Source organism: Spirosoma koreense (genome assembly GCF_054777875.1).
This window is the reverse complement of record NZ_BAAHAC010000003.1, coordinates 1-22,955: the sequence shown is the minus strand read 5'-3', so window position 1 is coordinate 22,955 and position 22,955 is coordinate 1. Positions and strand designations below refer to the sequence as shown.

17 protein-coding genes are annotated in these 22,955 nt (G+C 48.4%); 6 read left to right on the top strand and 11 right to left on the bottom strand.

Annotation, left to right across the window (positions count from 1 at the left end; genetic code table 11):
- Nucleotides 1-780: 780 nt before the first annotated feature.
- A complete protein-coding gene (locus ACYVC2_RS03540; protein ID WP_461100908.1) occupies nt 781-3,618 on the top strand; it encodes a hypothetical protein in 2,838 nt (945 codons plus the stop codon).
- A 140-nt stretch (nt 3,619-3,758) separates the two neighbouring features.
- Here ACYVC2_RS03540 and ACYVC2_RS03535 read toward each other — a convergent pair whose 3' ends face one another.
- The 5 genes from ACYVC2_RS03535 to fumC all read right to left on the bottom strand — a co-directional run bounded on the left by ACYVC2_RS03535 (nt 3,759) and on the right by fumC (nt 10,157).
- The gene (locus tag ACYVC2_RS03535; protein ID WP_461100907.1) at nt 3,759-5,315 is read right to left on the bottom strand and encodes a DHA2 family efflux MFS transporter permease subunit; all 1,557 of its coding nucleotides are present in this window, start codon (nt 5,313-5,315) and stop codon (nt 3,759-3,761) included.
- 123 nt (nt 5,316-5,438) lie between these two features.
- Nucleotides 5,439-6,551, bottom strand: coding sequence for an HlyD family secretion protein (locus ACYVC2_RS03530; protein WP_461100906.1), 1,113 nt, complete (start codon nt 6,549-6,551; stop codon nt 5,439-5,441).
- Between the two features lie 85 nt (nt 6,552-6,636).
- On the bottom strand, nt 6,637-7,968 hold the full coding sequence (locus ACYVC2_RS03525; protein ID WP_461100905.1) for a TolC family protein: 1,332 nt from the start codon (nt 7,966-7,968) through the stop codon (nt 6,637-6,639).
- A 2-nt stretch (nt 7,969-7,970) separates the two neighbouring features.
- Entirely contained in the window at nt 7,971-8,402 is a 432-nt protein-coding gene (locus ACYVC2_RS03520; protein WP_461100904.1) for a MarR family winged helix-turn-helix transcriptional regulator, read from the bottom strand.
- A 354-nt stretch (nt 8,403-8,756) separates the two neighbouring features.
- Nucleotides 8,757-10,157 (bottom strand): class II fumarate hydratase, encoded by a 1,401-nt coding sequence (fumC, locus tag ACYVC2_RS03515; RefSeq protein WP_461100903.1) that lies wholly within the window; start codon nt 10,155-10,157, stop codon nt 8,757-8,759.
- Nucleotides 10,158-10,320: 163 nt separating this feature from the next.
- On the opposite strand from fumC, the gene parS reads away from it, so the two are divergent.
- Together parS and ACYVC2_RS03505 are read left to right on the top strand one after the other, a co-directional pair.
- Nucleotides 10,321-10,761: a type II RES/Xre toxin-antitoxin system antitoxin gene (gene parS / locus ACYVC2_RS03510; RefSeq protein WP_461100902.1), complete on the top strand. Its 441-nt coding sequence runs from the start codon at nt 10,321-10,323 to the stop codon at nt 10,759-10,761.
- 65 nt (nt 10,762-10,826) lie between these two features.
- Complete coding sequence (locus ACYVC2_RS03505) at nt 10,827-11,276, top strand: RES family NAD+ phosphorylase (protein ID WP_461100901.1); 450 nt, start codon at nt 10,827-10,829, stop codon at nt 11,274-11,276.
- Nucleotides 11,277-11,554: 278 nt separating this feature from the next.
- Here ACYVC2_RS03505 and ACYVC2_RS03500 read toward each other — a convergent pair whose 3' ends face one another.
- Entirely contained in the window at nt 11,555-11,827 is a 273-nt protein-coding gene (locus ACYVC2_RS03500; protein ID WP_461100900.1) for a hypothetical protein, read from the bottom strand.
- A gap of 198 nt (nt 11,828-12,025) precedes the next feature.
- Here ACYVC2_RS03500 and ACYVC2_RS03495 point away from each other — a divergent pair, with 198 nt between their 5' ends.
- Both ACYVC2_RS03495 and porU2 read left to right on the top strand, forming a co-directional pair.
- Nucleotides 12,026-13,366 carry a sensor histidine kinase gene (locus ACYVC2_RS03495; RefSeq protein ID WP_461100899.1) on the top strand — a complete coding sequence of 447 codons (1,341 nt, stop codon included), beginning with the start codon at nt 12,026-12,028 and terminating at the stop codon, nt 13,364-13,366.
- Nucleotides 13,367-13,605: 239 nt separating this feature from the next.
- Complete coding sequence (gene porU2 / locus ACYVC2_RS03490) at nt 13,606-16,860, top strand: putative type IX secretion system sortase PorU2 (protein WP_461100898.1); 3,255 nt, start codon at nt 13,606-13,608, stop codon at nt 16,858-16,860.
- Between the two features lie 76 nt (nt 16,861-16,936).
- On the opposite strand, the gene ACYVC2_RS03485 is transcribed toward porU2, so the two are convergent.
- Nucleotides 16,937-17,638: a hypothetical protein gene (locus tag ACYVC2_RS03485; RefSeq protein WP_461100897.1), complete on the bottom strand. Its 702-nt coding sequence runs from the start codon at nt 17,636-17,638 to the stop codon at nt 16,937-16,939.
- A gap of 198 nt (nt 17,639-17,836) precedes the next feature.
- On the opposite strand from ACYVC2_RS03485, the gene ACYVC2_RS03480 reads away from it, so the two are divergent.
- Nucleotides 17,837-19,771 (top strand): asparagine synthase-related protein, encoded by a 1,935-nt coding sequence (locus ACYVC2_RS03480; protein ID WP_461100896.1) that lies wholly within the window; start codon nt 17,837-17,839, stop codon nt 19,769-19,771.
- Nucleotides 19,772-19,783: 12 nt separating this feature from the next.
- Here ACYVC2_RS03480 and ACYVC2_RS03475 read toward each other — a convergent pair whose 3' ends face one another.
- The 4 genes from ACYVC2_RS03475 to ACYVC2_RS03460 form a co-directional block, all read right to left on the bottom strand.
- Nucleotides 19,784-20,953, bottom strand: coding sequence for a nucleotidyltransferase domain-containing protein (locus ACYVC2_RS03475; RefSeq protein ID WP_461100895.1), 1,170 nt, complete (start codon nt 20,951-20,953; stop codon nt 19,784-19,786).
- Entirely contained in the window at nt 20,953-21,873 is a 921-nt protein-coding gene (locus ACYVC2_RS03470; RefSeq protein ID WP_461100894.1) for a serine kinase, read from the bottom strand. Before ACYVC2_RS03470 ends, ACYVC2_RS03475 begins: the two co-directional genes overlap by 1 nt.
- Nucleotides 21,874-21,992: 119 nt before the next feature.
- Nucleotides 21,993-22,280: a PqqD family protein gene (locus ACYVC2_RS03465; protein WP_461100893.1), complete on the bottom strand. Its 288-nt coding sequence runs from the start codon at nt 22,278-22,280 to the stop codon at nt 21,993-21,995.
- A 348-nt stretch (nt 22,281-22,628) separates the two neighbouring features.
- A partial coding sequence (locus ACYVC2_RS03460; protein ID WP_461100892.1) for a T9SS type A sorting domain-containing protein occupies nt 22,629-22,955 on the bottom strand: 327 nt, incomplete at its 5' end.

The following is a 22,955-nucleotide window of genomic DNA, read 5'->3' as shown; positions in this document are numbered from 1 at the left end:
TGTACACACCCAGCCGGTTGGACGAGAAAGTTATGAGTTGATTGTAACGCCGATGTCCCGGCCAAAACAGGTCGGAACATCGGCGTAAGGTGTATTGATGGTGCTGCCCAGCGGCTGCTCTCCGAGCGGCTGTAATACAAATCATAGCCAACATAAGCCACCGGGCCAGTTGGACGTAAAAATGTGTATACTATCTCTAGATTTATTGGCTGCTGTTTACGACAGATCGGCCTCCACTCGACAGGCCCAACGATTGCTGCAGCAATCGTTGGGATCATCGTCTGATAGATGCTGAAATTGAATAAGCGTCGTCGACCCGGCAGTTAAAAAAACAACGGATACCAGCTTGCTAAACGCTTTGTTCACCAGAGCCACGGGTTAGAGGTATCATGTGATATTCATTAAATAAGGCAAGCAAATAACCCTATGCTTGTAAGAGTTATGTTGCCATCATCGTCAACATCTTTGGCTTATCAGATAAACTATACCGGATAGTAAATTCTCAAAATGTATCTATTCTATTTTTTGTGTAAATAGTTCAAACTGGCTAGTATCGTGAACTTCTATCCAGAAATTTTTCATTTATGTCTTTATCAGAGCATATCCCTCAAATACCTCATAGGTCCTGTTTAGTCATTGGACTCACCCGCCAGGAGCATTTTGCCATAGACCTCCGTCTACTTTTCTCATTATAGCCTGATCACATCTGGCCAACCTGGGTAATTCACAAGTTTTATTTTCAGGAAAATAATTGCCACACCAAATTAGCTACATATATTAATGAATGATCAGTTAAATAAATTTATTGAAGAAATTTCGGAAGAACTTACCTATGATTATTTTGCTAACTCTTTCGGAGATCCTAGAATTGAAGCTATTAGAACAAATGAAATCTTTAGCAACACAGATCTTGCAGATAAATTTTTAAGTAAAGATAAACAGTTTCAGAGTTGTCGAAATATTCTAATTATTGGCGCTGGTGCTTCCTCTGATGCCTATGCTGGGATTCCGATTGGCAGTCAGATGATCGAGGAACTCGAAAAAGAGTATGTAGAAAAAATAAAAACTATTCCTTTTTTAGCTGACCGATACAGGCAGGAAGAAGAGGAAATAAAAAAACTCACTGGTAATCAACTCGACTTTGAAAATTATTTATATCTTCTGTCATCGTTCTTTGTTAAGCAGGATGATTTAAGAAAAAAAATAACAGAAATGACAGGGTTTCGGAATAGCCCTAACTTGTTTTACGAAATTACTGCACATATGCTGAAGCATGGCTTCATCGATGCAATCATTAATTTCAATTTCGAAGAGTTATTAGACCAAGCTATAAGTGAAGAAATAGGAGAAGGGAATTACCACTATATCCTTTCCGACGGACATGCAGTAAAACTATCTGAAATATTAGTAGATGGCCGTTTGAAAGCGCCGATTTATATAAAACCACATGGCACGCATAGCCATAAGACTTCACTCCGTTTTACGAAACGCCACTACCTCGATCTGCCCGAAGACATTCGCTTAATGTTAAAATCAATCATAGGCGGGGAACGGGGAGCAGGTTATGATTCAATCCGGCGGGTCAATGTAATATGCGTAGGCTTTAAGATGGAAAGCTTCGAGCTGAATGAAATAATAGACCAATATTTACCACCTTATTCGAAAATTTATCACATCAGTAGAAGCGAGATCAACGAAACCGACCTCAGGAAGCTTTTCAAATCGGATCTTCCATCATTTTATAACAGAGCGAATGCCTCCGGAAGATTTAACAGACAAAATGATACTATTGACAATACTGATGATCAGGCACTAGAAAATTACAGAGAGATTTTCCGAAGTTTTAGTACAAATAAATTCTGTTCCGATAATCTCGAAAATACTTTAACTTCTCCTTTAGGGCAAATATTTAGCACGATATGGAGAGAGATATATAATAATTTCAAACCCTCTTACCGACCAAGAAGTATAGCACGTCATGAAATCATATCTTACTTATTTTATAGATATGATTTAGGAGCCAGGGGAAAAAAGCAAAGCATAGAAGAAAGGCAGAAACAACGGCAGTTTATTACTGACACTTATGAGAAGAATTATGAATATTTCTGCGATAGAACATTGGTTGAGATAGCACTTGCCATCATACGAAACAACGGAATCATCGATTTAATAGAAATCCTTCTTGGTCGAGTTGGTATATATTATCAAGCGTATAGAAACGCTTTTACCAAAAGTAGCGCTACGAAACAGTCCTATTCCTTATATGAGTTAGTTAATGAATTTGCCACGCCTGGGGATATTCCACAAGCAGATCAGCAATCGAATGAAGAATTCCAGTATGCAAGAAATATTTTCGAGGTCAAATCCCTGGCATATAAAAATGACGATCTCGCTCCAGAACAAACTAGTAGTCTAAATAAAAACTGGCAAACCACAAAAATCATTAACTCTGAAAATAAAAACATTACAGGCTATAAATTCGCAAAAAATCTTCATGAATCCATTATTAGATACAGAAAAAACAAGGCGGTTGAGGAGCCTATCTTGTCAGTCATGTTTCACTTGTTTGCAAGCGACAAGCTATCTAATATTTTTAAAGAAAATTTTTTAAATAACCACTCAAAAGAAGTCTTCTCCGGCAGAAAAGCTAATGCGTCTATAAACGGGCTTTCAAGCTTGAATCAGGATCTAATAAATGATAACCGTTTACTGGCCGAATTATTTAGATCTTTACAAAAATCATTTGGAAGTCATTATTATTACATTAATTCAAATCATCAGGATCCTAAGCATTTCATTTGGGAGAGCTTTCAAAAAAAGAAAGTTTTACATACAAACTTAGCCCTTAGGTATGAGTATAAGGAGGCATTCCTTCACAAGAAATGGGATATATTGTTATGCGTTTCTGAGACTGGAGGACTTTCCGGCTTCTTAAACAAGAAGTTCGACTCCGAATTAAATGGCCTTAAGCCCGAACACAAAAGACAAATTGAGCATGTTAAAAAAGAGCTTTTATTGGGTAAACGCCGAATGATATTCATCGGTAGTTATGAAGCTGTCAAAATGCTCCATCCAGGCTCAGATGGAGCAGACCTGATCAGGGCACACAAGAAACGAATCTGCGGAAGCTGGTGGAAAGAGGAATGTGTCGACGTATTATTGATGCCTTCATGGCAACATCACAATCACGTAACTGTTTTTTTAGAAAAAGAAAGTTTAAGCGATTATTACAGAAAGGACAATCTGCCGGTATTTAGAAATAACGATTTTAGTTTTAAAGCCGTCAGCAGCCTATATACTTACCGGCGGGGTTTCTCGAATAGTATTGATCCTATCCTTTTGAGCCACTCCCCGGATGAATCGAACCATCGTTTTGCGCAAAGAGATCACGAAAAACTTCTTTCATTATTTTTTACGTACGTATGCCGTTGTTTGGTTTTTGAAGGGTCCTATAATTTATCCAATCAAAATAACCAATCTCAGAACAAAACCTGGCCAAAAAACAAGCTTATATTTAAAGGTATTCAAGCTAATGCCTACAAAGCATGGAATGGTAAAAAATTCAGGGAGCAACTTGAGCTAAACTTTTTAAAAAATATATATAAGATTCTAGATTAGTCAAACTAGTGGATTTAAATCCATTATTTCCGTAGAACTCAATTCACAAAAAAACGTCGGATAACCAGCTATGTGGTTATCCGACGCTGAAACAAACAACAAACAGAACATTACTTATTTTCTTCAATAATCCCGGCGTCTTACTCCATAACCATTTCGGTATGAGCGGGCGCTTCGATTTTCTTACCGATAAAGAGCAGCAGCAGCGGCACGCAGATCAGGAAGAAACCGCCGATGATTAAGAACGAATCAGCGTAGGTCATCACCAACGCCTGTTTGATCACGGCTCCCTGCATGACCCCATAGGCTTTTCCCGTTGCCGTGATCAGCGCGTCGCCCTTAGACAGGAACAGATTAGTGTATTGCCGGATACGCTCGGCAGACAGCGGATTGTATATCGAAATATTGTCGGCCAGCCGCGAGGAATGCAGTACGGTACGGGTCGAGATGTAGGTGGTCATGATAGCGGTGCCGAACGTACCGCCCAATTGACGGATCATCCCCGTCAGAGCCGATCCCTGCGGAATTTCAACGTTTTTCAGATCGGCCAGGGTGATGGTCGTCAGCGGAATGAAGATCATCCCCATGCCGATACCCCGCACGATCAGCGGCCAGAAGAAATAATCCGGACCGGCATCGAGGCTGATAGCCGACAAATCGAAGCAGAAGCCAAAAAATAAGATGAATCCGATGGCTGCATACCAGACGGGCGAAATGTAGTTTTTACTGAGCAAACCACCCACGATCGGCATCATCATCCCGGTGACAATCGAACCGGGCATCAGCAGCAGTCCGGTCTGACTGGCGGTAAAGCCCAGGATGGTCTGACAGAACACCGGAATGATAAAGACCGATGCAAACAGCCCGAAGCCGAGAATGAAGTTGAACAACGTGCCGACCGCAAACCGACGCTGACGGAGCAGGCCCAAATCGAGAATCGGTAGTTTTACGGCCAGTTGCCGCCAGATGAACCCAATTAGACCAATACCCGCAGCAACCGACATGATAATAATAAATTCGGAGGTGAACCAGTCTTCTTCCTGCCCTTTTTCCAGCACGATCTGTAGGCCACCGATCCCCATTATGAGCAGGATCAGCGCCAGCCAGTCCATGTTTCCCGCCTGTACTTTTTCGGCGGGTTCCTTAATGAACAGGTAGGTCAGTACAGTAGCCGCAATTCCAAACGGGATGTTTATATAGAATACCCAGTTCCACGACAGGTTGTCGGTAATGTAGCCTCCAAGCGTAGGCCCAATAGACGGCCCGATGATGACGCCCATTCCGAAAATAGCGTTGGCAATACCAAGCTGTTCTTTCGGAAACGTCTGAATCAGAATGGATTGTGCCGTCGTGAGCAACCCTCCCCCACCGATACCCTGTACTACCCGAAAGAACACCAGTTCCCAGACGTTGGTCGATGTACCGCAGAAGATGGATGAAATCGTAAACAGGACAATCGATGCGGCAAAGTAATTCCGGCGGCCCAGCTTGGCCGTCAGCCAGCCCGACATGGTAATCATAACGGCGCTGGCGGCTGCGTAGCCCGTAACGACCCAGCTAATATCACCCAGCGAGGCCCCCAGGTTGCCCATCATCTGGTTGAGGGTAACGTTCACGATGGACGAGTCGATGGTTTGTAGCAGCGCGGCCGTCGTCACGGTGATGACGACGATCCATTTATCAAATCCTAATTTCATAATCGTAGAAAGAAATGGATAATGAATAATGAACAATGGATAAGGTTAGCTGTGTGAACAGCTGAATCTCTAATGGTTTGTTTCCATCGTTATTCATTATCCATTGTCCATTATTCATTTAAACTATTTGCCTTGCAAATCCACAGCTACGTTTACGCTCATACCCGGGCGAATCTTGGCGAAGAGCGGACTGTTCTTATCGATCTCGATCCGGACAGGAACGCGCTGTACGACTTTCACATAGTTACCCGTGGCGTTGTCGGGAGGCAGCAGCGAGAATTTAGCGCCCGTGGCTCCCGCGAATGAACCCACTTTGCCCGTCAGCTTTTCGCCCTCGAAGGCATCGACGTCGATTTCCACTTCCTGGCCGGGCTGCATTTGCTTCAGCTGCGTTTCTTTGAAGTTAGCCGTTACCCACAGATTCTGATTGCCAACGATCGAGCACACCGCCTGACCGGCCTGTACCAGCTGACCGATCTGCACCGACCGTTTCGAAACCACTCCCGATACCGGAGCCCGTACAATCGTATACGACAGTTGCAGATTGGCCACGTCCAGGTCAGCCTGGCGTTGTTTGATAGCCGCCTGGGCAACTGAAATCTGGCCTTTGGTAGCCCGGCTTTGCGAACTGGTCACTCCAGTTTGCGTACCCGCTGCATTCACTTGCGATTGAGCCGTTTGCAACTGCGCCTGAGCGGCCAGTAGTTGAGCCTGAGCGGCATCCCGTTCGGCCTGAGCTGCGTCGAATTGTTGTTGCGGTATGGTTTTTTCTGCCAACAGGCGGGTATACCGCTCAAAATCCTGGGTTGCTTTCCGGGCCCGCGCCTGAGCAGCCGCCACATTGGCCTGTGCGGTAGCAACCTGGTTGCGGGCCGTTTGTACACTCGCCTGCGAACTCTGCACCGTTGCCAGTGCCACGTTTACCTGCGAACGAGACACCCGGTCAGAAGCTGTTGCACTCTGCAGAGCCGCTTCGGCCTGAGCCACCCGTAGCCGGTAATCGGCATCGTCAAGCACGATCAGCGTGTCGCCTGCCTTCACGTACTGGTTATCTTTGAAACGAATTTCTTTTACGTATCCGCTGGCTTTGGGAATAACCGGGTTCACGTCGCCGTCGATCTGTGCGTCGTCTGTGGTTTCGTGGCGTTGCAGGTATTTGAATTCACTATACCCGAAAAACAGAGCGATAGCCAGGACGATGACGCCCCCTACGCGGAATAAAGTTTTCTTATCCATGGTTATTATTAAAAAGAATGTATAATTAATGGATAATGTATGATGTACGATGACGGGTAATCAGTATTCATTATCCATTATTCATTTACTTAAGATTAGTACCCGTAGCTTTCAACAGGCGCTGGTAAGCCAGTTGCGCATCTACAGTTGCGTTGATAACGTTGAGTTGAGCCTGCAATAAAAAGCTGTCGGCTTCCAGCAGATCGGTTGAACCGACCAGCCCATTGCGGAACCGGGATTCAGTCAGACGGTAGTTTTCCCGAGCCTGTTCCACAGCCGTGCGAATCACGTTCTGCTGTTCGAGCGCCAGTTGGTAGTTGTTGTATGCGGTAACGACCTCCGACCGAATCTGGTCGTTTTGTTGCTGACTCTGCAAACCGGCCTGATCGATGGCGTTCTGTGCGCTGTGGAGTCGGCCCTTCATATTATACAGCGAACCAATGTTGTAGCTGATACCTGCGCCGACGTTCCAGGCACTGATGAATGAGCTCCCTTCGGGAATCAGGCGAGCCGTCGGGTTGATGTAGTTGTAGCCCGCCGACACCCCCAGGTGCGGATACATGGTGCTTTTGGTGTTGCGCAGCATCTGTTCGGCCGACTGTACCCGCAGTGCGTTGGCTTCTACTTCGGGGCGCGTCTGTACTGCCCGGTCCAGAATCACGTTCAGCGGTTCGCTCACAACAGACGGATTTGTCAGCACGGTGTCGATCGCAATCTGCTGATTTTCGGGAAGGCCCACCAGCAGGTTGAAATTATACAGAGCGGTCTGACGGGCTTTCTCGACCTGTAGCCGACTCAGGTTCAGGTTATTTTTCTGCAACTGAATCTTCAGTACCTCGTTGGCCGTAACGACCCCTTCTTTCTGCAGGTTTTGCGCATCGCGCTCTTTTTCGTCAAACTCCCGGATATTCTGTTCGATCACGCCAATGGAGCGCGCCAGCTTGACGATGTTGTAGTAAGCGTCTGTAACCGTATACACCAGTTCGGACCGGTTACGCTGCGCATCCAGGTGGCTGGCTTTGGCTAGCAGATCGGCCGACTTTTCAGCGGATTTTTCGGCAAAGCCGCCAAACACTTCCTTACTGATCGTAGCGCCCCCCATGGTTGCATTGAATGCCCCTGCCGGAATGCCAAACAGCGCTTTGCCATCATCTCCTTGTCCGAACGCAAACGGACCGGTCAGGCTATAACGCGAATAAGCCAGCGACGCATTTGCCGTCGGTAAACTCCGATCTTTGGCTTCCTGCAAACGGGCTTCAGCCGCCTGCGTACGCGCATCGGCCAGCTTGACTCCTTTGTTATTTTGTAAAGCCAGTTGAACAGCCTTGTCCAGTGGCATTACGGTCGGTGCAGGTTGCGCAGCCGCCAGACTCAGGCCAGCCAGCAAAAATCCAGCACCCATTACGTACTTTTTCATAATCAGCGATTTCTAATTTTTTCCAGTAGTGTGTTCATTGTACGTGCTTCTTCGTCAGTCAGGTGGCTGACGATCGATTCAAAATTTTTGAACTCGGTCGCCACTGTTTGAATAAACCGGGCAGCTTCTCCGGTCAGGCGCAGATTGACCCGTCGGCGGTTGTGCGTATCGACTTCCCGCACGACCAGGTTTTTGGCCACCAACCGATCGATGAGCCGGGTCATATCCGAATTCATGTCGGTCATTTTCTCCTTCAACTCACCCGCTGTCAGGCTATTTGGATAAACATCCGAAAGCAGCCGAAGCGTCTTGTATTGCTGCACAGAGAGATCGAATGGGGTCAGTTTCTGTTGAAAGTAATTAAACACATACCCATCTGTTTTGTGCAGATTAACAATCAACCGGTGGTACTCATTTCGGAACTCGTTTTCCATGATTTCTGATAGCGTGACAAATGTATAACCAATATTTGTTTGAACAAATTTCGTTTAAACAGAAAATTTTCAGTGGCTGTACCATCCCGGAATAGGTAAAAGATTAATGACCTGGAATTAGTACAAGAATATCACCGCATTAAAATAATACAATTGTCATTTGTCTACCAGAACATACCTTTAGCGACTCTTACCGCATTACTTTCCCCGATTCAGCAGTAGAAATTTTAACGCTTTTTTAATCGGCCATGGGCTTTCTCCGGGAATTAGCTGGCCCCGTCCTAAAGCAGCAGAGGTCAGCCGTCTGAACGGCTGACCTCTGCTGGACTTGCATGACTGACACGCTGAAGCGATCTATTTGATCTCGCCAACCATATCTTCGGGCTTCACCCATTCGTTAAATTCCTCTTCAGTTAGGTAGCCGAGCTTGAGGGCAGTTTCTTTCAGGGTCGAACCGTTTTTATGGGCTGTCTGCGCAATTTCAGCGGCTTTGTAATAGCCAATTTTGGTGTTCAGGGCCGTTACCAGCATCAGCGACGATTCGACGTGCTTCCGAATGTTCGCTTCAATCGGTTCGATTCCTTCCGCACATTTGTCGTTGAACGATACGCAGACGTCGCCAATTAGCCGGGCCGAATGCAGGAAATTGTAGATCATAACTGGCTTGAATACGTTCAGCTCAAAGTGACCCATGGCTCCGCCGAAGTTGATCGCTACGTCGTTGCCCATAACCTGCGCGGCTACCATCGTCATGGCCTCGCACTGGGTGGGGTTTACTTTACCGGGCATGATGGACGAACCGGGCTCGTTATCCGGAATGTGTAGTTCGCCGATACCCGCCCGTGGGCCGCTCGACAGCATCCGGATATCGTTTCCGATTTTCATCAGGCTGGCCGCTACGGTTTTCAGGGCGCCGTGAGCTTCCACAATGGCGTCGTGGGCAGCCAGGGCTTCGAATTTATTTTCGGCCGTTATGAATGGCAGGCCTGTCACGCTGGCAATGTGTTTGGCTACATTCTCCGAGTAATTCGGGGGCGTATTGATACCCGTTCCAACCGCCGTACCGCCCAGCGCTAGTTCGCTCAGGTGCGCCAGAGAATTGTTGATGGCCCGCAGCCCATGGTCCAGTTGAGACACATAGCCTGAAAACTCCTGCCCGACCGTCAGCGGAGTGGCATCCATGAAGTGCGTCCGACCGATTTTGACGATATGCATGAACTGCTTCGACTTTTCGGCCAGGGTATTCCGCAGTTTCGTGATGCCCGGAATCGTTACGTCCAGCAGAATTTTGTAGGCCGCGATGTGCATGGCCGTCGGGAAGGTGTCGTTCGACGACTGCGACTTATTGACGTCGTCGTTGGGGTGCAGGTATTTTTTCTCGTCGGTCAGCTGACCGCCGTGCAGCACGTGCGCGCGGTAGGCAATCACTTCGTTGACGTTCATGTTCGACTGCGTACCCGAACCCGTTTGCCAGACTACCAGCGGGAACTGATCATCGAGTTTTCCGGCCAGAATTTCGTCGCAGGCCTGACCGATCAGGTCACATTTTTCTTTCGTCAATACGCCCGCGTCGAGGTTGGTCAGGGCAGCGGCTTTTTTGAGGTAGGCAAAAGCCCGGATAATTTCGCGGGGCATTTTATTAATGTCCTGCGCAATTTTGAAGTTCTCGATCGAGCGCTGGGTTTGGGCGCCCCAATAGACGTTGGCCGGTACTTGCACCTGGCCCATCGTATCTTTTTCGATGCGGTATTCCATGAAAACAGTCGTTAGTGATTAGCCGGGAGCCGATAGTTGCCAGTGTGGTTATCGACTGACGACTTTTGCCGGCAAAGGTAGGACCCAGCAGAACAGCGTTGAAATGAATTCTTATCTTTGTCTGGTCGTTATCAAATAACAGAAAAAAAACTGTCAAAAGACAATGCAGATATCCGTCCGACAACTCATTGCTGGCCTAGGCGGGGAGCGCTTTATAAACCGACCTATCAGGCATGAACTTGACCTTATTGAACTTGTCAAAGAAGGTTTACCAATGGAGTCGGTCGCCTTTTTGCAAAACAACTTTGGGTTTACGAATAAAGAAATGAGTCTTATTTTAAGCATTTCTGAAAGCACGTACCAACGCCGAATTCGAACTAAATCAAAATTGTCACAGGATGAGACGGAAAAAGCGATCTCACTGGCTGAAGTGTATCAGAGAGGCATGGAGGTGTTCGAAGACAAAGCTGATCTGGAGTACTGGCTGAATTCGCCTATTCCGGCATTACAGGAAAAAAAACCGATTGATCTCTTAAATACGATGGTTGGCCGCCAACAGATACTACATGTACTGAATGCCCTGCTCCATGGGTTATTTTCGTAAAAAGCGCTTTCTAAGCAATAAAATTTACCATCCATTTTGCGTAGTGAAGTCATCATTTTACCTTCATGAAGCTGTACCGAATCACCAAAACTCAGTTTGCAACTGATTTAAATGGCACAGGCTGTTTATATGGACCTGGGCGCTGGCACCGGGAGGGCACCCAACTACTTTATCTTTCGGAGCACGTTTCATTAGCCAAGTTAGAAGTTTTAGCCAACTCCCGCATCATCCCTAAGAATCAATCGCTGGTGATAGTCGAGGTTCCTGACAACGCCAGCATATTATCGGTAACTTCTGATGAATTACCAACAGGATGGGATGCGATCCCCTACTCAGAAGATCTTGCCGACATAGCGGAGCGCTGGATTCTTGCCCAGCAATACTGGATTATGTGTGTGCCATCTGCGCAATCCCCTTTAGAAAAGAATTACCTCCTGAATCCACTTCATCCTGAACACACAACACTCAAATTAATCAGTATTGAACCGCATCCGTTTGACAGCCGATTAAAGTAGCTTACTATCTGCGTAGCTACTTTGCTTATACTAAACTCAGCTTATAAACTACCGACGAAGGGCTACTGTACTCTCCCAATGGTCACTTCTGAAAACAATTATTCAAGCTATCTACTTACGTATCAGTAACCTTGCAAAATTTCTGTTCAAAGACAAGACCCAATGATGGGTTTATAAGCGAGCCAATTATGGGGCTGGGTAATTGCCTAGTCCGCTGGCTTTGGCGAATAAATACGCAGTCTGGCACGAAATTTATGCAGGAACATGGGTTACTTTTCTTATTTAAACGGATTAAAGAGGGGTTTATCACTTACTAACGGATCAAATTCAACTACAAACATGGCAAAATCTGCATTCTTCTTTCTTTCCATCCTGGCACTGGCAACCGCCTGCTCAAGCACGAAAACCGAAACCACCGAGTCGACAACAGCCGTAACGGATTCGTCTTCGACCATGTCTACCGATTCGTCTTCGACCATGTCGAGTGACTCGTCTTCAACGATGTCGACCGACACAACGAAGAAAGATTCGATCAAGTAATCGACTCGCATTGTTTATAGGCGCAAGGACTCTCAGCTATGAGAGTCCTTGTTTTTTTACAAGCCTGCCTACCTTCAGGCTTACTCCATAAATCCGGGCAATGAAGCCGACAGGCTCGCGTTATTACCGCTAGTGAAATAGTTCACAACTTTCTGACGCAGCTTTCTTAACTTTATCCTGTCTTTTTAATCTACGGGAAGTAAAGACTTATGGGGTACGAATCCTGGCTGATTCTTTTTCTGGGTATGATGATCGCACTGTTCCTGTACAACATTGTACAATGGTGCCTGTACCGGGAGCGGATTTACGGCCTTTATACCATCTACCTGCTAGTCTGGCTGGGCTATTTTCCACTCCGAACAGTTAGTGCGTTTCCCGATAATGTGGGTCATTTTATCCGCATCATTGGGCCCATGGCGGCTTACTTCGTCTATTACGATTTCACGATTGCCTTTCTTCATCTGCGAGACTACCGACCTGGGTTACTGGGCTTATTTCGGAAGGTGCAGTGGGGGCTGGTCGCTTATCTGGCGCTGGAAGTGGTCTTTTGCTTTTTATCCGACTTCTGGCAGCAGCCGGTTCACGAGCTTGTGCACACGTTAGTCCGCCTGAGCCTCGCGGTGTTGTCCGGCTACATCGTCGTCACCATCTACCAGCGGAAAGATCCGATTAGCCGGTTTTTCATTACCGGCTCCGCCCTACTGGTGCTGGGTGCGCTGGCGGCCATGGGTCTGACACTGGGTTTACCAGCCAATGGCCCGGACGTCTTCTGGCGGGCTCCCCTTACCTATCTACAGGTTGGCATCGTCCTGGAACTGATCTTTTTTTCAACAGGGCTGGCATACCGTCACCGGCGTGAAGTGCTCCGAAAAGCCGTACTGAAGCAGGCGCTGACCCGCGAACGGGCGCAGCGTCAGCGGGATCATACCGTTGCCGAGCAGATTGTTCAGTCCCTGCAGCAGGAAGTCGACGAAATGCACATGCGTGCGCTTCAGGCCCAGCTAAGCCCGCATTTTCTCTTCAACAGCCTGAATTCACTGTCGGTACTGATTGCCGACGAACCGTCTAAAGCCGAGCGCTTCGTCGATGAGCTGTCGAGCGTATATCGATATCTGCTACAGACGAATGACCGTGAGCTCACTACCCTAGCCGCAGAACTGAAGTTTCTTAACTCGTATTATCATCTGCTGAAAACCCGCTATGGTCAGGGCATTTTGCTGAACGTGGCCATCGATAGCGCAAGTCAGGACTATTTACTCCCGCCCTTGACCCTGCAATTGCTGCTCGAAAATGCGGTGAAACACAATGTGGTTTCGCCCAACGCTCCGCTGACGATTCAAATTTTCATGAAGCCTCCCCATGGATTGATCGTCCGGAACAACCTGCAACGCAAAGGCGTCAATCGACTCACGTCGACCCAGAAAGGTCTTCAGAACATCAACATGAAGTACCGACTCCTGAATCAGCCACCGCTCGATATTCGCGAATCATCCGAGGTCTTCGACGTCATCGTCCCCCTGATTCCGGCAACCGAACAGGTCACGTCCTAGGGTTTCGCCTGGCTGTTCTCAGCTGCCCATTCTGCCCCACTGCCTTACGCGCCCACAACGAACGGGGACGATTCTGCGTATATATGGTCAGGCAGTCACACGCTCATTAATTGGGGCAATCTTCTTATCTTTGAAGAAAAGTGTCAGTACCCTGTTACTGATTCGGTTAACGACTGTCCTTTACTATAATTAAGGCATAGAGAGCACAGTCAAAGCGTACCTAAAATTGAGTTCCCCGTATGAAGAATGGATTACTGTTGTTTTGGTGTTTAGTGAGTTCGCTGGCAGTAAGCGCCCAAAGTCAGTTCGGTAACGACTGGATACGTCCGAGTCAGAAATATCTCAAATTTTCAGTCAATCAAACCGGCGTCTATCGGGTAAGCTATCAGGATATCCAGGCAGTCGACCCCGCTTTTTTACAAACCAACCCGACCACCTGGCAACTGTTTTTCAGAGGTCAGGAAATGGCCATTCGGGTGGTGGGCGAAAAAGATGGCGTTTTCGATGCTCAGGATTACGTTGAATTTTACGGCGAAGGCAACGATGGCGCCCAGGATTCGTTACTCTACCGCCCCCAAAAACGGCTTCATCCCTACCAGACACTTTATACGGACGTAACGGCTTATTTTCTGACCAGTGCGGCATCGCCCGGTAAACGCGTCCCCGAGCTGACGACCTCGGCACAGGGACTTGCAGCCGAGAAATTTCACGTTGAAGAAACTGTCCAGGCATTTACTAGCCAGTATACGTTCAACAGCCTGATCGGCATCGAGCCGTTTGTTCAGCAGAGCTATTTCGAACCGGGCGAAGGCTGGTCAGGTACGCTGCTGACGACCGATTCGACCGGGATGGTTACCTTCAAATTGGCGGGTCGGGTAACCGCAGACTGGCCAATCACCCTCAGTGGTTTGCTGAACGGTCGCGATAACTCTTCCCGTCAGGTGCAAATGACGTTGAATTCGGCCACCACTCCCCTCACGACCTTCTCGTTTACCGGCTTTACCAGCCAGACATTCCAGACAACTTTAACGGCAAACGACCTGCCCAACGAGCAGCTTACCTTGCGGTTTAAGTCACTTAAAGGCCCCCTGACCAACAATTATTCGATTACCTTCGCCAAACTGTCGTATCCACAGGCGCTGGACATGACGGGGCTGACCACCAAAACTTTTCACATACTCCCGAATGCAAAGCAACTGGCCCTGATGAACATCAAAAGTGTTCCGACAGGCTCCGTTGCCTACGACATCACCGACAAAGCCAACGCTCGCTTTTTACCTTTCCAGACCACCGATAGCCAAACGCAGCTCGTTGTTAGCGAAGCCAGTCAGAACCGAACGATCTACGTTACGAACAAGATTAGTAAGCCCCTGTCTATCAAGGCAGTTCGATTTTCGACCAACTTCCCTAAAACCGCCGATTATGTAATCATCACCCAGGCTACGCTGCGTCAGGCAGCCAGCACGTACGCAGCCTATCGGGCTTCCGATCAGGGTGGTCACTATACGCCTTTCATCGTAGAAGCCGATTCGCTCTACGACCAGTTCAATTACGGCGAAAAGAGCCCGCTGGCGCTCCGGCGGTTTGCCAATTACATGCGGGTCAATTCGGCCATCAAATACTTGTTTCTGGTTGGTCGTGCCAATAGTTATCCGTACACGGTCAAAATAACATCGGACGATTGGGTGCCAACCATTGGCTATCCTGGCTCAGACATTCTGCTGACGGCGGGTTTAGGAACCTATCCGGCTAATACGCCCGCCATTCCGACCGGACGGTTGAACGTAACTACCGGCGATCAGATTTTAGCGTATCTCGAAAAGATCAAGCAATTTGAGTCTTCATCGGCAAACGGGCTGTGGCGTAAAAATATCCTGCACATCAGCGGAGGCAAAACCCCCGACGAAGCGCAGGGGCTTCGGGCTGGCATGGATAGCTTCGGGGCTATCTTCACCAACGGTCAGCTCGGTGGACAGGTCACTTCGTTCAGTAAAAGCCAGTTCGCGCAGGAAGTCGAGAAAATAAACATTGCTCCGGTCGTCAACGACGGCGTCAGCCTGATTACGTTTTTCGGTCACGCCGGCCCAAACATTACCGATATGAATTTCGGGTATGCATCGCCGGTAGAAAACGGATTCCGAAACACGCACTATCCGCTTATGGTGTTCAACGGATGCGGTGTTGGCGAAATTTTCTCGAAATATAACACGCTCTCGACCGACTGGCTGCTGGCTCCCCAAAAAGGAGCGAGTATGGTATTGGCCCACTCGTATTACAGCTATGAGCAGTCGACCACCTGGTACCTGGACCGGCTCTACTCCAGCCTGTTCACCAATCCATCGACGCTCGGCATGCCGTTCGGACTGTTACAGCAGCAATTGAATCAGAAGCTGGAGAAAGAAAATATCGATCTTTTCCAGGTGGGCGTACTGCTGCAGATGGTCTTACAGGGCGACCCGGCTGTCAGCATTTACCCGCTCCCTTACCCTGATTTTTCGGTTGATCAGAAAGGATTTTACATTCAGTCGAACATTGGCGGAAACTCCCTGAAAACCAGCGATTCGCTGCGCATCGTTATTCCAATGGCCAACCTGGGCAAATTCGTGGCGGGTCAATCCGTTGCCGTATCGCTGAAACAGACCAACACGACTAAAGTAACGACAAACAACCTGGGCTTTACCGCCTTCCGCTACCGGGATACGCTGGTGTATACGATCGCCAAAGATGCCAACCTGCAGAAGTTAGAGGTTATGATCGATCCGGCGAACCAAATTACGGAGCTGGATAAAACCAACAATTCGGCGGTATTGACTATCGACTGGTCGCAGATCCAGGGCAGCAGTTACCCGATCAATGCCCTGCCGGATGTGGTGGCACCGGCGATGAACGTCTTTGTGAACGGCGTCATCCGGGAGAATCAGGCCGTGGTCAACACGACCCCAAGCGTAGCTATCTACCTGCTGGATCAAAACCCGCTGTCGGCCAAAGATACGTCGGCCATCAATGTCTATTTAAAAACCTGCGACACCTGTCCCCAGCAAAAGATTTCGTCGAGTGCCCTATCGGTAACCGCCGTTTCGGACAACCAACTGCTGGTGACAACGAACCTCAACCTGAAGGCCGGGAGTACGTATCAGCTTATTATCTTCGGGAAAGATGCCGCCGGTAACCAGACTCAGCCGCCCTATGTTCTCAATTTGACCGTAACGGGTCAGGAAGAATCGATTACGTTTCAGGCGAACCCAAATCCGGCGACCACCTACGCGAATTTCGATCTGATGCTAAACACCCAGCAGTTGCCAACCGATTCGCACTTCACCATCTACAGCCTATCGGGGGCACTGGTGTACGAGAGTTCTTTCCCGATTAATCCGGGCAAGAATTCATTCCTGTGGCAAGGAGCGGCTCCGGGTCTGTACGTTTATTCGCTTCGGCTTAACTGGAAGGATGGACGCAACGAAACGTATAAAGGCAAAGTCATCTGGTTGCCGTAAATTTTCGGCCCCGGCTCGTCGTCGGGGGCAGCAACTTAACCGCTCCCCCCGACGACGAACCGAATTCAGAACGGCCCTACGGCAGGCGATTACTGGAGAGAAGTTCCCATTTCTGCTTGGTACCCGACTCGATGATAGCCTGACCGATGCAGGATGGAGTCGATTGGCAGTACGCCAGGGAAATATTTTCGCTGTATACCAGTCCGACGTTGTGCGCATATACCCGGCGGTAGCGTTCCTGGTCGACCAGGGTAGAATCGTCGGCCCCCAGCACTGAAATCGTACGATCGAAGTTCAGCTTACCCAGGGTGAACGCTTTTCCGGTATCCTGATAGCGAAGGGTCGTATCGGCATTGGCATTGTAGGTGTTAATATTCCAGGATGTCGTGGTTGAAACCGGAAAAACCATTTTCACAATCGGCACATTATGTTCCTGGCCAACCACTTCCTTCAGGTTTTTATAGACCGTCCGAATAGCGTTCAACTGCCAGCCGGTCTGTTCTGATCTTTTAATCGACTCTTCGAGTAAATAAAACAGTTGACCGTTCTGGGTGTACGAACTACTGATTTTCTGCTGCAGTTGATACACGCTCTTTGTGACTGAGTTGGATGGGGCGTATTTTTCCTGGGTTACCTGATAAATCCAGTAATCGCCGATTTCCAGCGGAAAATATTCCGACCCGTCGAGCGCCGGATCAGGGTTGTTCTGACAACCTACTCCCAGGCCCAGGAAAAGCAGGAAAAATATCGCGGGGTACAGACTGTATTTTTTCACCATTTTCTGACATGTCAATGATACGTACAAGCTACCGATCTTTCGTTGGCAACGAACTTACAAAGATAACAGGAATTGCCCGCGCTTTCTGTTACTTTGTAAGTGACGAATTAACTGGCCGCTTGTCACAGTAAGGATACCTTTTAGATTCATAAGGCAGGCATTTTCATCTTTAACACAAACATGGGCGGAATCGCTGGAATGATTCGATTCGATGGGCAGGCAATTGACCCGACGGATACGAATAAAATAATCGACTTATTGAAGCACCGCGGCAATCCCCTCAGCTATTCTGTCGAGAAGGGTCTCTTGCTGGCTTTTGGGGGAACGATCGAAGTCAATCCAACTGCTCCGCTGGTTGCCGCAGTCGATGCCGACATGTTCGTCAGTCGGTTCAGCGACTACCCGTTTAGTCAGTATTATGCCCAGGCGGGGCCAGCCGCATTCAATGAGCCCAATGCCGATTTTGCGGTAGCCCTATGGGATGCCCACCAGCAAACGCTCTACTGCGCCCGCGACGTTATGGGCGTAAAGCCGCTCTACTACATCTATCAGCCCAATCGTTTTTTTGCCTTTGCCTCCGAAATTAAAGCCCTGACAGCCCTGCACGAGGTGGCGGCCAAGCCTAATCGCCACAAGTTTCGGGAATACCTCACCTGGCCGACGACTTACCTGGCTTATTCCAACGAAACCTTTCACGAAGGCATTAACAGTGTATTGCCGGGTCATTACCTCCGGATTGGCCCGCAAGGTCTGACTGAACACGCTTACTGGCAGGTAAATTTCAGTAAGTTCGATGGTCTGAAAGGCATCGGGGACTATTCAGCTCTGTTCAACGACTGTTTTACTAAGGCCATCGATAACCGGATCAAAGGAAAGAAAAGCGTCGGCTCACAACTGAGCGGTGGACTGGACTCGTCCTCGGTGAGCTGCGTCGCTCAATCGCTGCTGATGCAGCAGCACCGGCCGTCGCTTCATACCTTCAACATCGATACCGAACAACCTTATGCCGAAGAGCAAGCTTATGTCAAAGCGGTGGTCGAGCAGTGGCATACAGACCATCACCGGGTCCTTCCAGTACCCGACGTGCTGGATTCAATTCTGAAAATCCACCATCAATTCGACCAGCCCGAGCAGTTCATTATTCCTTCCAGCTTTCACCTGAGCGTTTCGCTCCAGGCGCAACAGCTTGGCTGCGATATTTTACTGACCGGACACGATGGCGACAGTGTGGTCACGCCGGGGTTCGATTACTTGAGCGATCTGGCCAAGGCCGACCAGTGGGATGATTTCAAACTGGCTGCGGAGCAGTTTCTGGCCCCACGTGAGCGTAACCTTCAGTATATCAGCGAAGACTGGCCGACATTGACTCAAAAAGCCCGGTATGAGAAATACGTTCTATCGGTAGTAGGGAGTAGTTTAAAAAAGCAGTTTAAAAACCGATCTCTCCGCGATTTTTTCGCCTTGGCCCGCCAGCAACAACAACGCTTCGGCCTTTCGGAATCAGCCATTATAGCCTATGTCTACAAACGAATTTCGGCCAAATTCGGGCAGCTTCGGGCGATCGATACCGCTTTAAACGAAGATTTCAAACGCCAGGTGCCCCCGCGGCTTCTTCACTCGACCGAAACGCTCGTCAATGCTCTATCGACCGAAAACCACGTTGCATTCGACGAAGTCCTTAACAATACGAACGTTGTCTGCACGGAGCAGATGAACCACATTGGCGCTTATTACGGACACACGTATTCGTTTCCTTTTTTCGACAAGGATGTGATCGAACTGGGGCTGGCTACCCCCATGTCGGTCCGTTTTGATCAGGGTCGCGGTCGTGGCCTGATTCGGCAGGGTCTCCGTCATGTGCTTCCTGACACCATTCTGTCGCGGGTGACAAAAGCCAATTTTGTCGAATACGGTACCGTATCCGTGAAGCAGCTTTACGAAGTTACCCGTGAACAACTAGCTTCGACCAGTCATCCGATCTGGGAGGTGGTCGACCGGCGTGTCTTTATGAAGCTGATCGACTTTGTGTATAGCCCCCACTATCCGGCCCGCCGAAAAACGCGCTTTAACTGGCTGTTAAGCCGTACGATTTATCTGGCGCTTTGGCTGGATTCGTTTGAAAAACGGCACTGAATCGGTTGGTGGCTATCGGTGCGATGGCAGGAAGCGGGAAAGCGACCGAAGCGCGCGGACAAATACGGTTATAAACCCGAGCTCTTTCGGAATATACACCAGCCGACGTCCGACTTTGAACGTACTGGCTCGCAACACACGGCTACTGAAAAAGGTAACTCCCATTTTTAGCCGTTTACGCGGCTGGGTCTGCGCTTTAGCAAAAAACGAAACCTGATCGATAATCAACTGACTGGAAGCCACCGGGAGTAAAGCTTCCCAGTTTTTTTCGTAGGCATCGACCAAGCGAAGCACTTTCGCACTGATCAGGTCCTGAATGGCGGGGGGGATAGGCAACTGCCAGATTTCCTGGCACCAATGCATTCCTGCCAAAAAAGTCGTTTCGAGTCCATAACGGCTTAACTCCGGCATTAGCCATGCCCAATCGATCGACTTGTTTCGGATCAGGAAATACAGATCGTTTATATAGTAGATATGCTGCCAGATATTGGTTACGCCATGATGCGTCGTCAGTAAAATAACCTGCCATTCGATGGCTAACTCGGGCTGGCGAGCTATTTCACCGAGCTCGAATACCTTATAATCTTTATTGAAGCAAACAACGCCCCAGTGTAGGTCGATATCGAAATGGCTGGTATTGAAGAAAGGTTTGAACAGACTAATCTCAGATAAGTCGGTCAACATACTTCGTTCATCCTCGTGCTGGTAACTCGCGTGGCGTTGGTTCATCTGATACCCGACCGACTGCAGCAGATGTATCGTTGGCAGGGCATCTTTCTCCTTAACCAGAATATCCAGATCGCCCACTGAGCGCAGTCCACTATCGGGATAAGCCGTCGACGCCAGATAAATTCCTTTCAGCGAAATATGATCGATACCTTTACTGGTTAAAAGCTGGCTCAACTCCCGGTAATGATGAAGTTTGAGCAGGTTATCGGTCGCTATCAGTCGACAATCGTTCTGCAGAGTATTCAGAAATGGCTGGGGCAGGTTCGGCATGCGCTGAAGCGTCCGGTACAGAAACGGACTGACCCGATGCCGATTAGCCAGGGCATAAAGTCGATCCCAGTCGATCGGGCGTTGCTCTAGAAACTGGGTTAACTGCACTTGCCGATCAGTTGTAAGTTCAACCGTACAGGCCATCAACAGCAACACGATTTCGGGAGAACGGTCAGCTTTCATCAGAACGTTGTTTTCAGATGGTCGACAAACTCATACAATTTTGCAAAAGTAGCGGGTCGGCTCAGTTTATGCAGCGGAGTCGAATTGGCAAGTGCCACGCTTTTTTCGAAGTGATCTTTCAGTGCCAAACCCTGTAAGAGGAAATCGGGCAACGGAAAATAGCCCAGTAATTCAATTGGCCGCTGGCTTTTGGGCACCTCGCGTACCAGCGTTTCCGATGATTCATTAGGTGCCAACACAAAAATCTGCTCTAACGGAACCGCATTTTCTTCGAATGCAACAGAGCCATACCAGGAGAATTTGTTTGCCCCTTCGCGGACCCGTTCCAGGCCTTCTTTGGCGATCTGAAGCCCATCAACACTTTTTTTCCAAATTTTAATCTGCGCGAACGCTGGAATCAAGGTTCCTTTCCCTTGTTCATCCACCCGGATACAAACTAGGTCATCGCTCATGATGCTGACGCCCCGATTCGCAAATGCGGCCAGGGTTGTCGATTTACCGGCCCCCGGTTCGCCTATAAACACAATACCTTTGTTATTCAGTTGGATAGCACTGCCATGCAATAGAAAATAGCCTCGTTGAAACAACAGTAAGCCCATAGCTTCGCTCATGGTAAATAACGACAGCAGGTCTTCGTCTGCAGAGGCAGTATCGACGAACAGATCTTTGCCCCCAACGGCCAGGAAGCGGGCGAGCGGTGACCAGTCCAGCCAAAGTCGATCAGCTCCATCCCTGGCTACTTGAGCCGACAACCCGGCCCGGTGAAGTTTCGTCGGTTGCCAGGACGGATTTGCGTCAAATGATTGCCGTCGAATCGTTACGTCGGTTGGCGTAGGAGCTAACTCTTTTAGGTAGGCAAGCGGAATTTCTGAACTAATTTTTAGTCCGTATGCGGTGTAGTAGTACCTGAACAAATCCATTCTTCACGTGGGCCGCCCGACAATCTATTATATTGGCAAAACCAACCGCTATGCAAAGCCGATCAGAGCTATAAGTTTACTGCCGGAAAACGGTTGTCGAACTGTTTATTTTTGCTTTCCTAAGCGGTTGTCTCGATGAGTTTTTCCTGCAGTAGATTTTGTAGAAACAGCGCCAGTTCTTCCTGGCAAACAGCGGGATCTACATCGAATTCGTCAAGCAGTTTTTCCTGAATTTCCTGAACGGACATCACTTTCTTCTCGTTCAGAAGCGCCCAAATGAAACTACCCACCTCGTTCAACTCGTAATAGTTCCCCAGTTCATAGTTGAGTAGAATAGTTTCATTTCCCAGAACGGAGGAGGATTGAGTCGGTAGCAGCTGGATACGGGTTTCAGGTGTAAGTGTCATCGAGTGAAAACGTTATTTCAAAAAGGCGGCTGAATCCTGTGGATGGTAACCCGCCAAAATTAACACGAATAAAAACAAAAAGTCTGATTCGACCAGTACATTGACGAATCAGACTTTACATTATAAGAACTTGATACCGATTATCCTACGTGTAACGATACCCCATCACTTACTGAACCGATTTTCAGCGTCAGTTGCTTTACACTGCCCAGCGTTTTCAATTTGGGGCTTTGATAAGTCTTCTTTTCAGAGACATTTTGATTGCTTTTAATACCCATGGTTGTCAGTTTCAGGTTGTTAGACTTTTCAAAATTAGGCCAAATATTCATAAGTACCAAAAAGTGAGATTTATTGGACTACCAGACGATGTTTGCGTACAGTACCTCTTTCCTCGACGGTCAGAATATAAACACCACTCGCTAGTTTGGTCAAAGGCTTCACCTGAGTACTGGCTTCTGAAAGCGCCGATTTATTTATACTCATTTCTACGCCACTGGCATTGTAGAGATGTAACACCGAGGCATTCGGCTCATCTTGTTCCAACGTAAAACCTGCAGAACTCACCGGATTGGGATACACCCCGTACCGAGCATCGATCACCACCGAGGCCGACCGGAAGGTCTCACTCCGTCCGTCCTGGTCTACCTGACGAAGCCGGTAATAACTCGTCCCCCG

Excerpts from the sequence above, each read along its gene's own strand:
- ACYVC2_RS03540 (WP_461100908.1), top strand. The coding sequence starts at position 781 with ATGAATGATCAGTTAAATAAATTTATTGAAGAAATTTCGGAAGAACTT.
- ACYVC2_RS03535 (WP_461100907.1), bottom strand. The coding sequence starts at position 5,315 with ATGAAATTAGGATTTGATAAATGGATCGTCGTCATCACCGTGACGACG.
- ACYVC2_RS03530 (WP_461100906.1), bottom strand. The coding sequence starts at position 6,551 with ATGGATAAGAAAACTTTATTCCGCGTAGGGGGCGTCATCGTCCTGGCT.
- ACYVC2_RS03525 (WP_461100905.1), bottom strand. The coding sequence starts at position 7,968 with ATGAAAAAGTACGTAATGGGTGCTGGATTTTTGCTGGCTGGCCTGAGT.
- ACYVC2_RS03520 (WP_461100904.1), bottom strand. The coding sequence starts at position 8,402 with ATGGAAAACGAGTTCCGAAATGAGTACCACCGGTTGATTGTTAATCTG.
- fumC (WP_461100903.1), bottom strand. The coding sequence starts at position 10,157 with ATGGAATACCGCATCGAAAAAGATACGATGGGCCAGGTGCAAGTACCG.
- parS (WP_461100902.1), top strand. The coding sequence starts at position 10,321 with ATGCAGATATCCGTCCGACAACTCATTGCTGGCCTAGGCGGGGAGCGC.
- ACYVC2_RS03505 (WP_461100901.1), top strand. The coding sequence starts at position 10,827 with ATGAAGCTGTACCGAATCACCAAAACTCAGTTTGCAACTGATTTAAAT.
- ACYVC2_RS03500 (WP_461100900.1), bottom strand. The coding sequence starts at position 11,827 with ATGCGAGTCGATTACTTGATCGAATCTTTCTTCGTTGTGTCGGTCGAC.
- ACYVC2_RS03495 (WP_461100899.1), top strand. The coding sequence starts at position 12,026 with ATGGGGTACGAATCCTGGCTGATTCTTTTTCTGGGTATGATGATCGCA.
- porU2 (WP_461100898.1), top strand. The coding sequence starts at position 13,606 with ATGAAGAATGGATTACTGTTGTTTTGGTGTTTAGTGAGTTCGCTGGCA.
- ACYVC2_RS03485 (WP_461100897.1), bottom strand. The coding sequence starts at position 17,638 with ATGGTGAAAAAATACAGTCTGTACCCCGCGATATTTTTCCTGCTTTTC.
- ACYVC2_RS03480 (WP_461100896.1), top strand. The coding sequence starts at position 17,837 with ATGATTCGATTCGATGGGCAGGCAATTGACCCGACGGATACGAATAAA.
- ACYVC2_RS03475 (WP_461100895.1), bottom strand. The coding sequence starts at position 20,953 with ATGAAAGCTGACCGTTCTCCCGAAATCGTGTTGCTGTTGATGGCCTGT.
- ACYVC2_RS03470 (WP_461100894.1), bottom strand. The coding sequence starts at position 21,873 with ATGGATTTGTTCAGGTACTACTACACCGCATACGGACTAAAAATTAGT.
- ACYVC2_RS03465 (WP_461100893.1), bottom strand. The coding sequence starts at position 22,280 with ATGACACTTACACCTGAAACCCGTATCCAGCTGCTACCGACTCAATCC.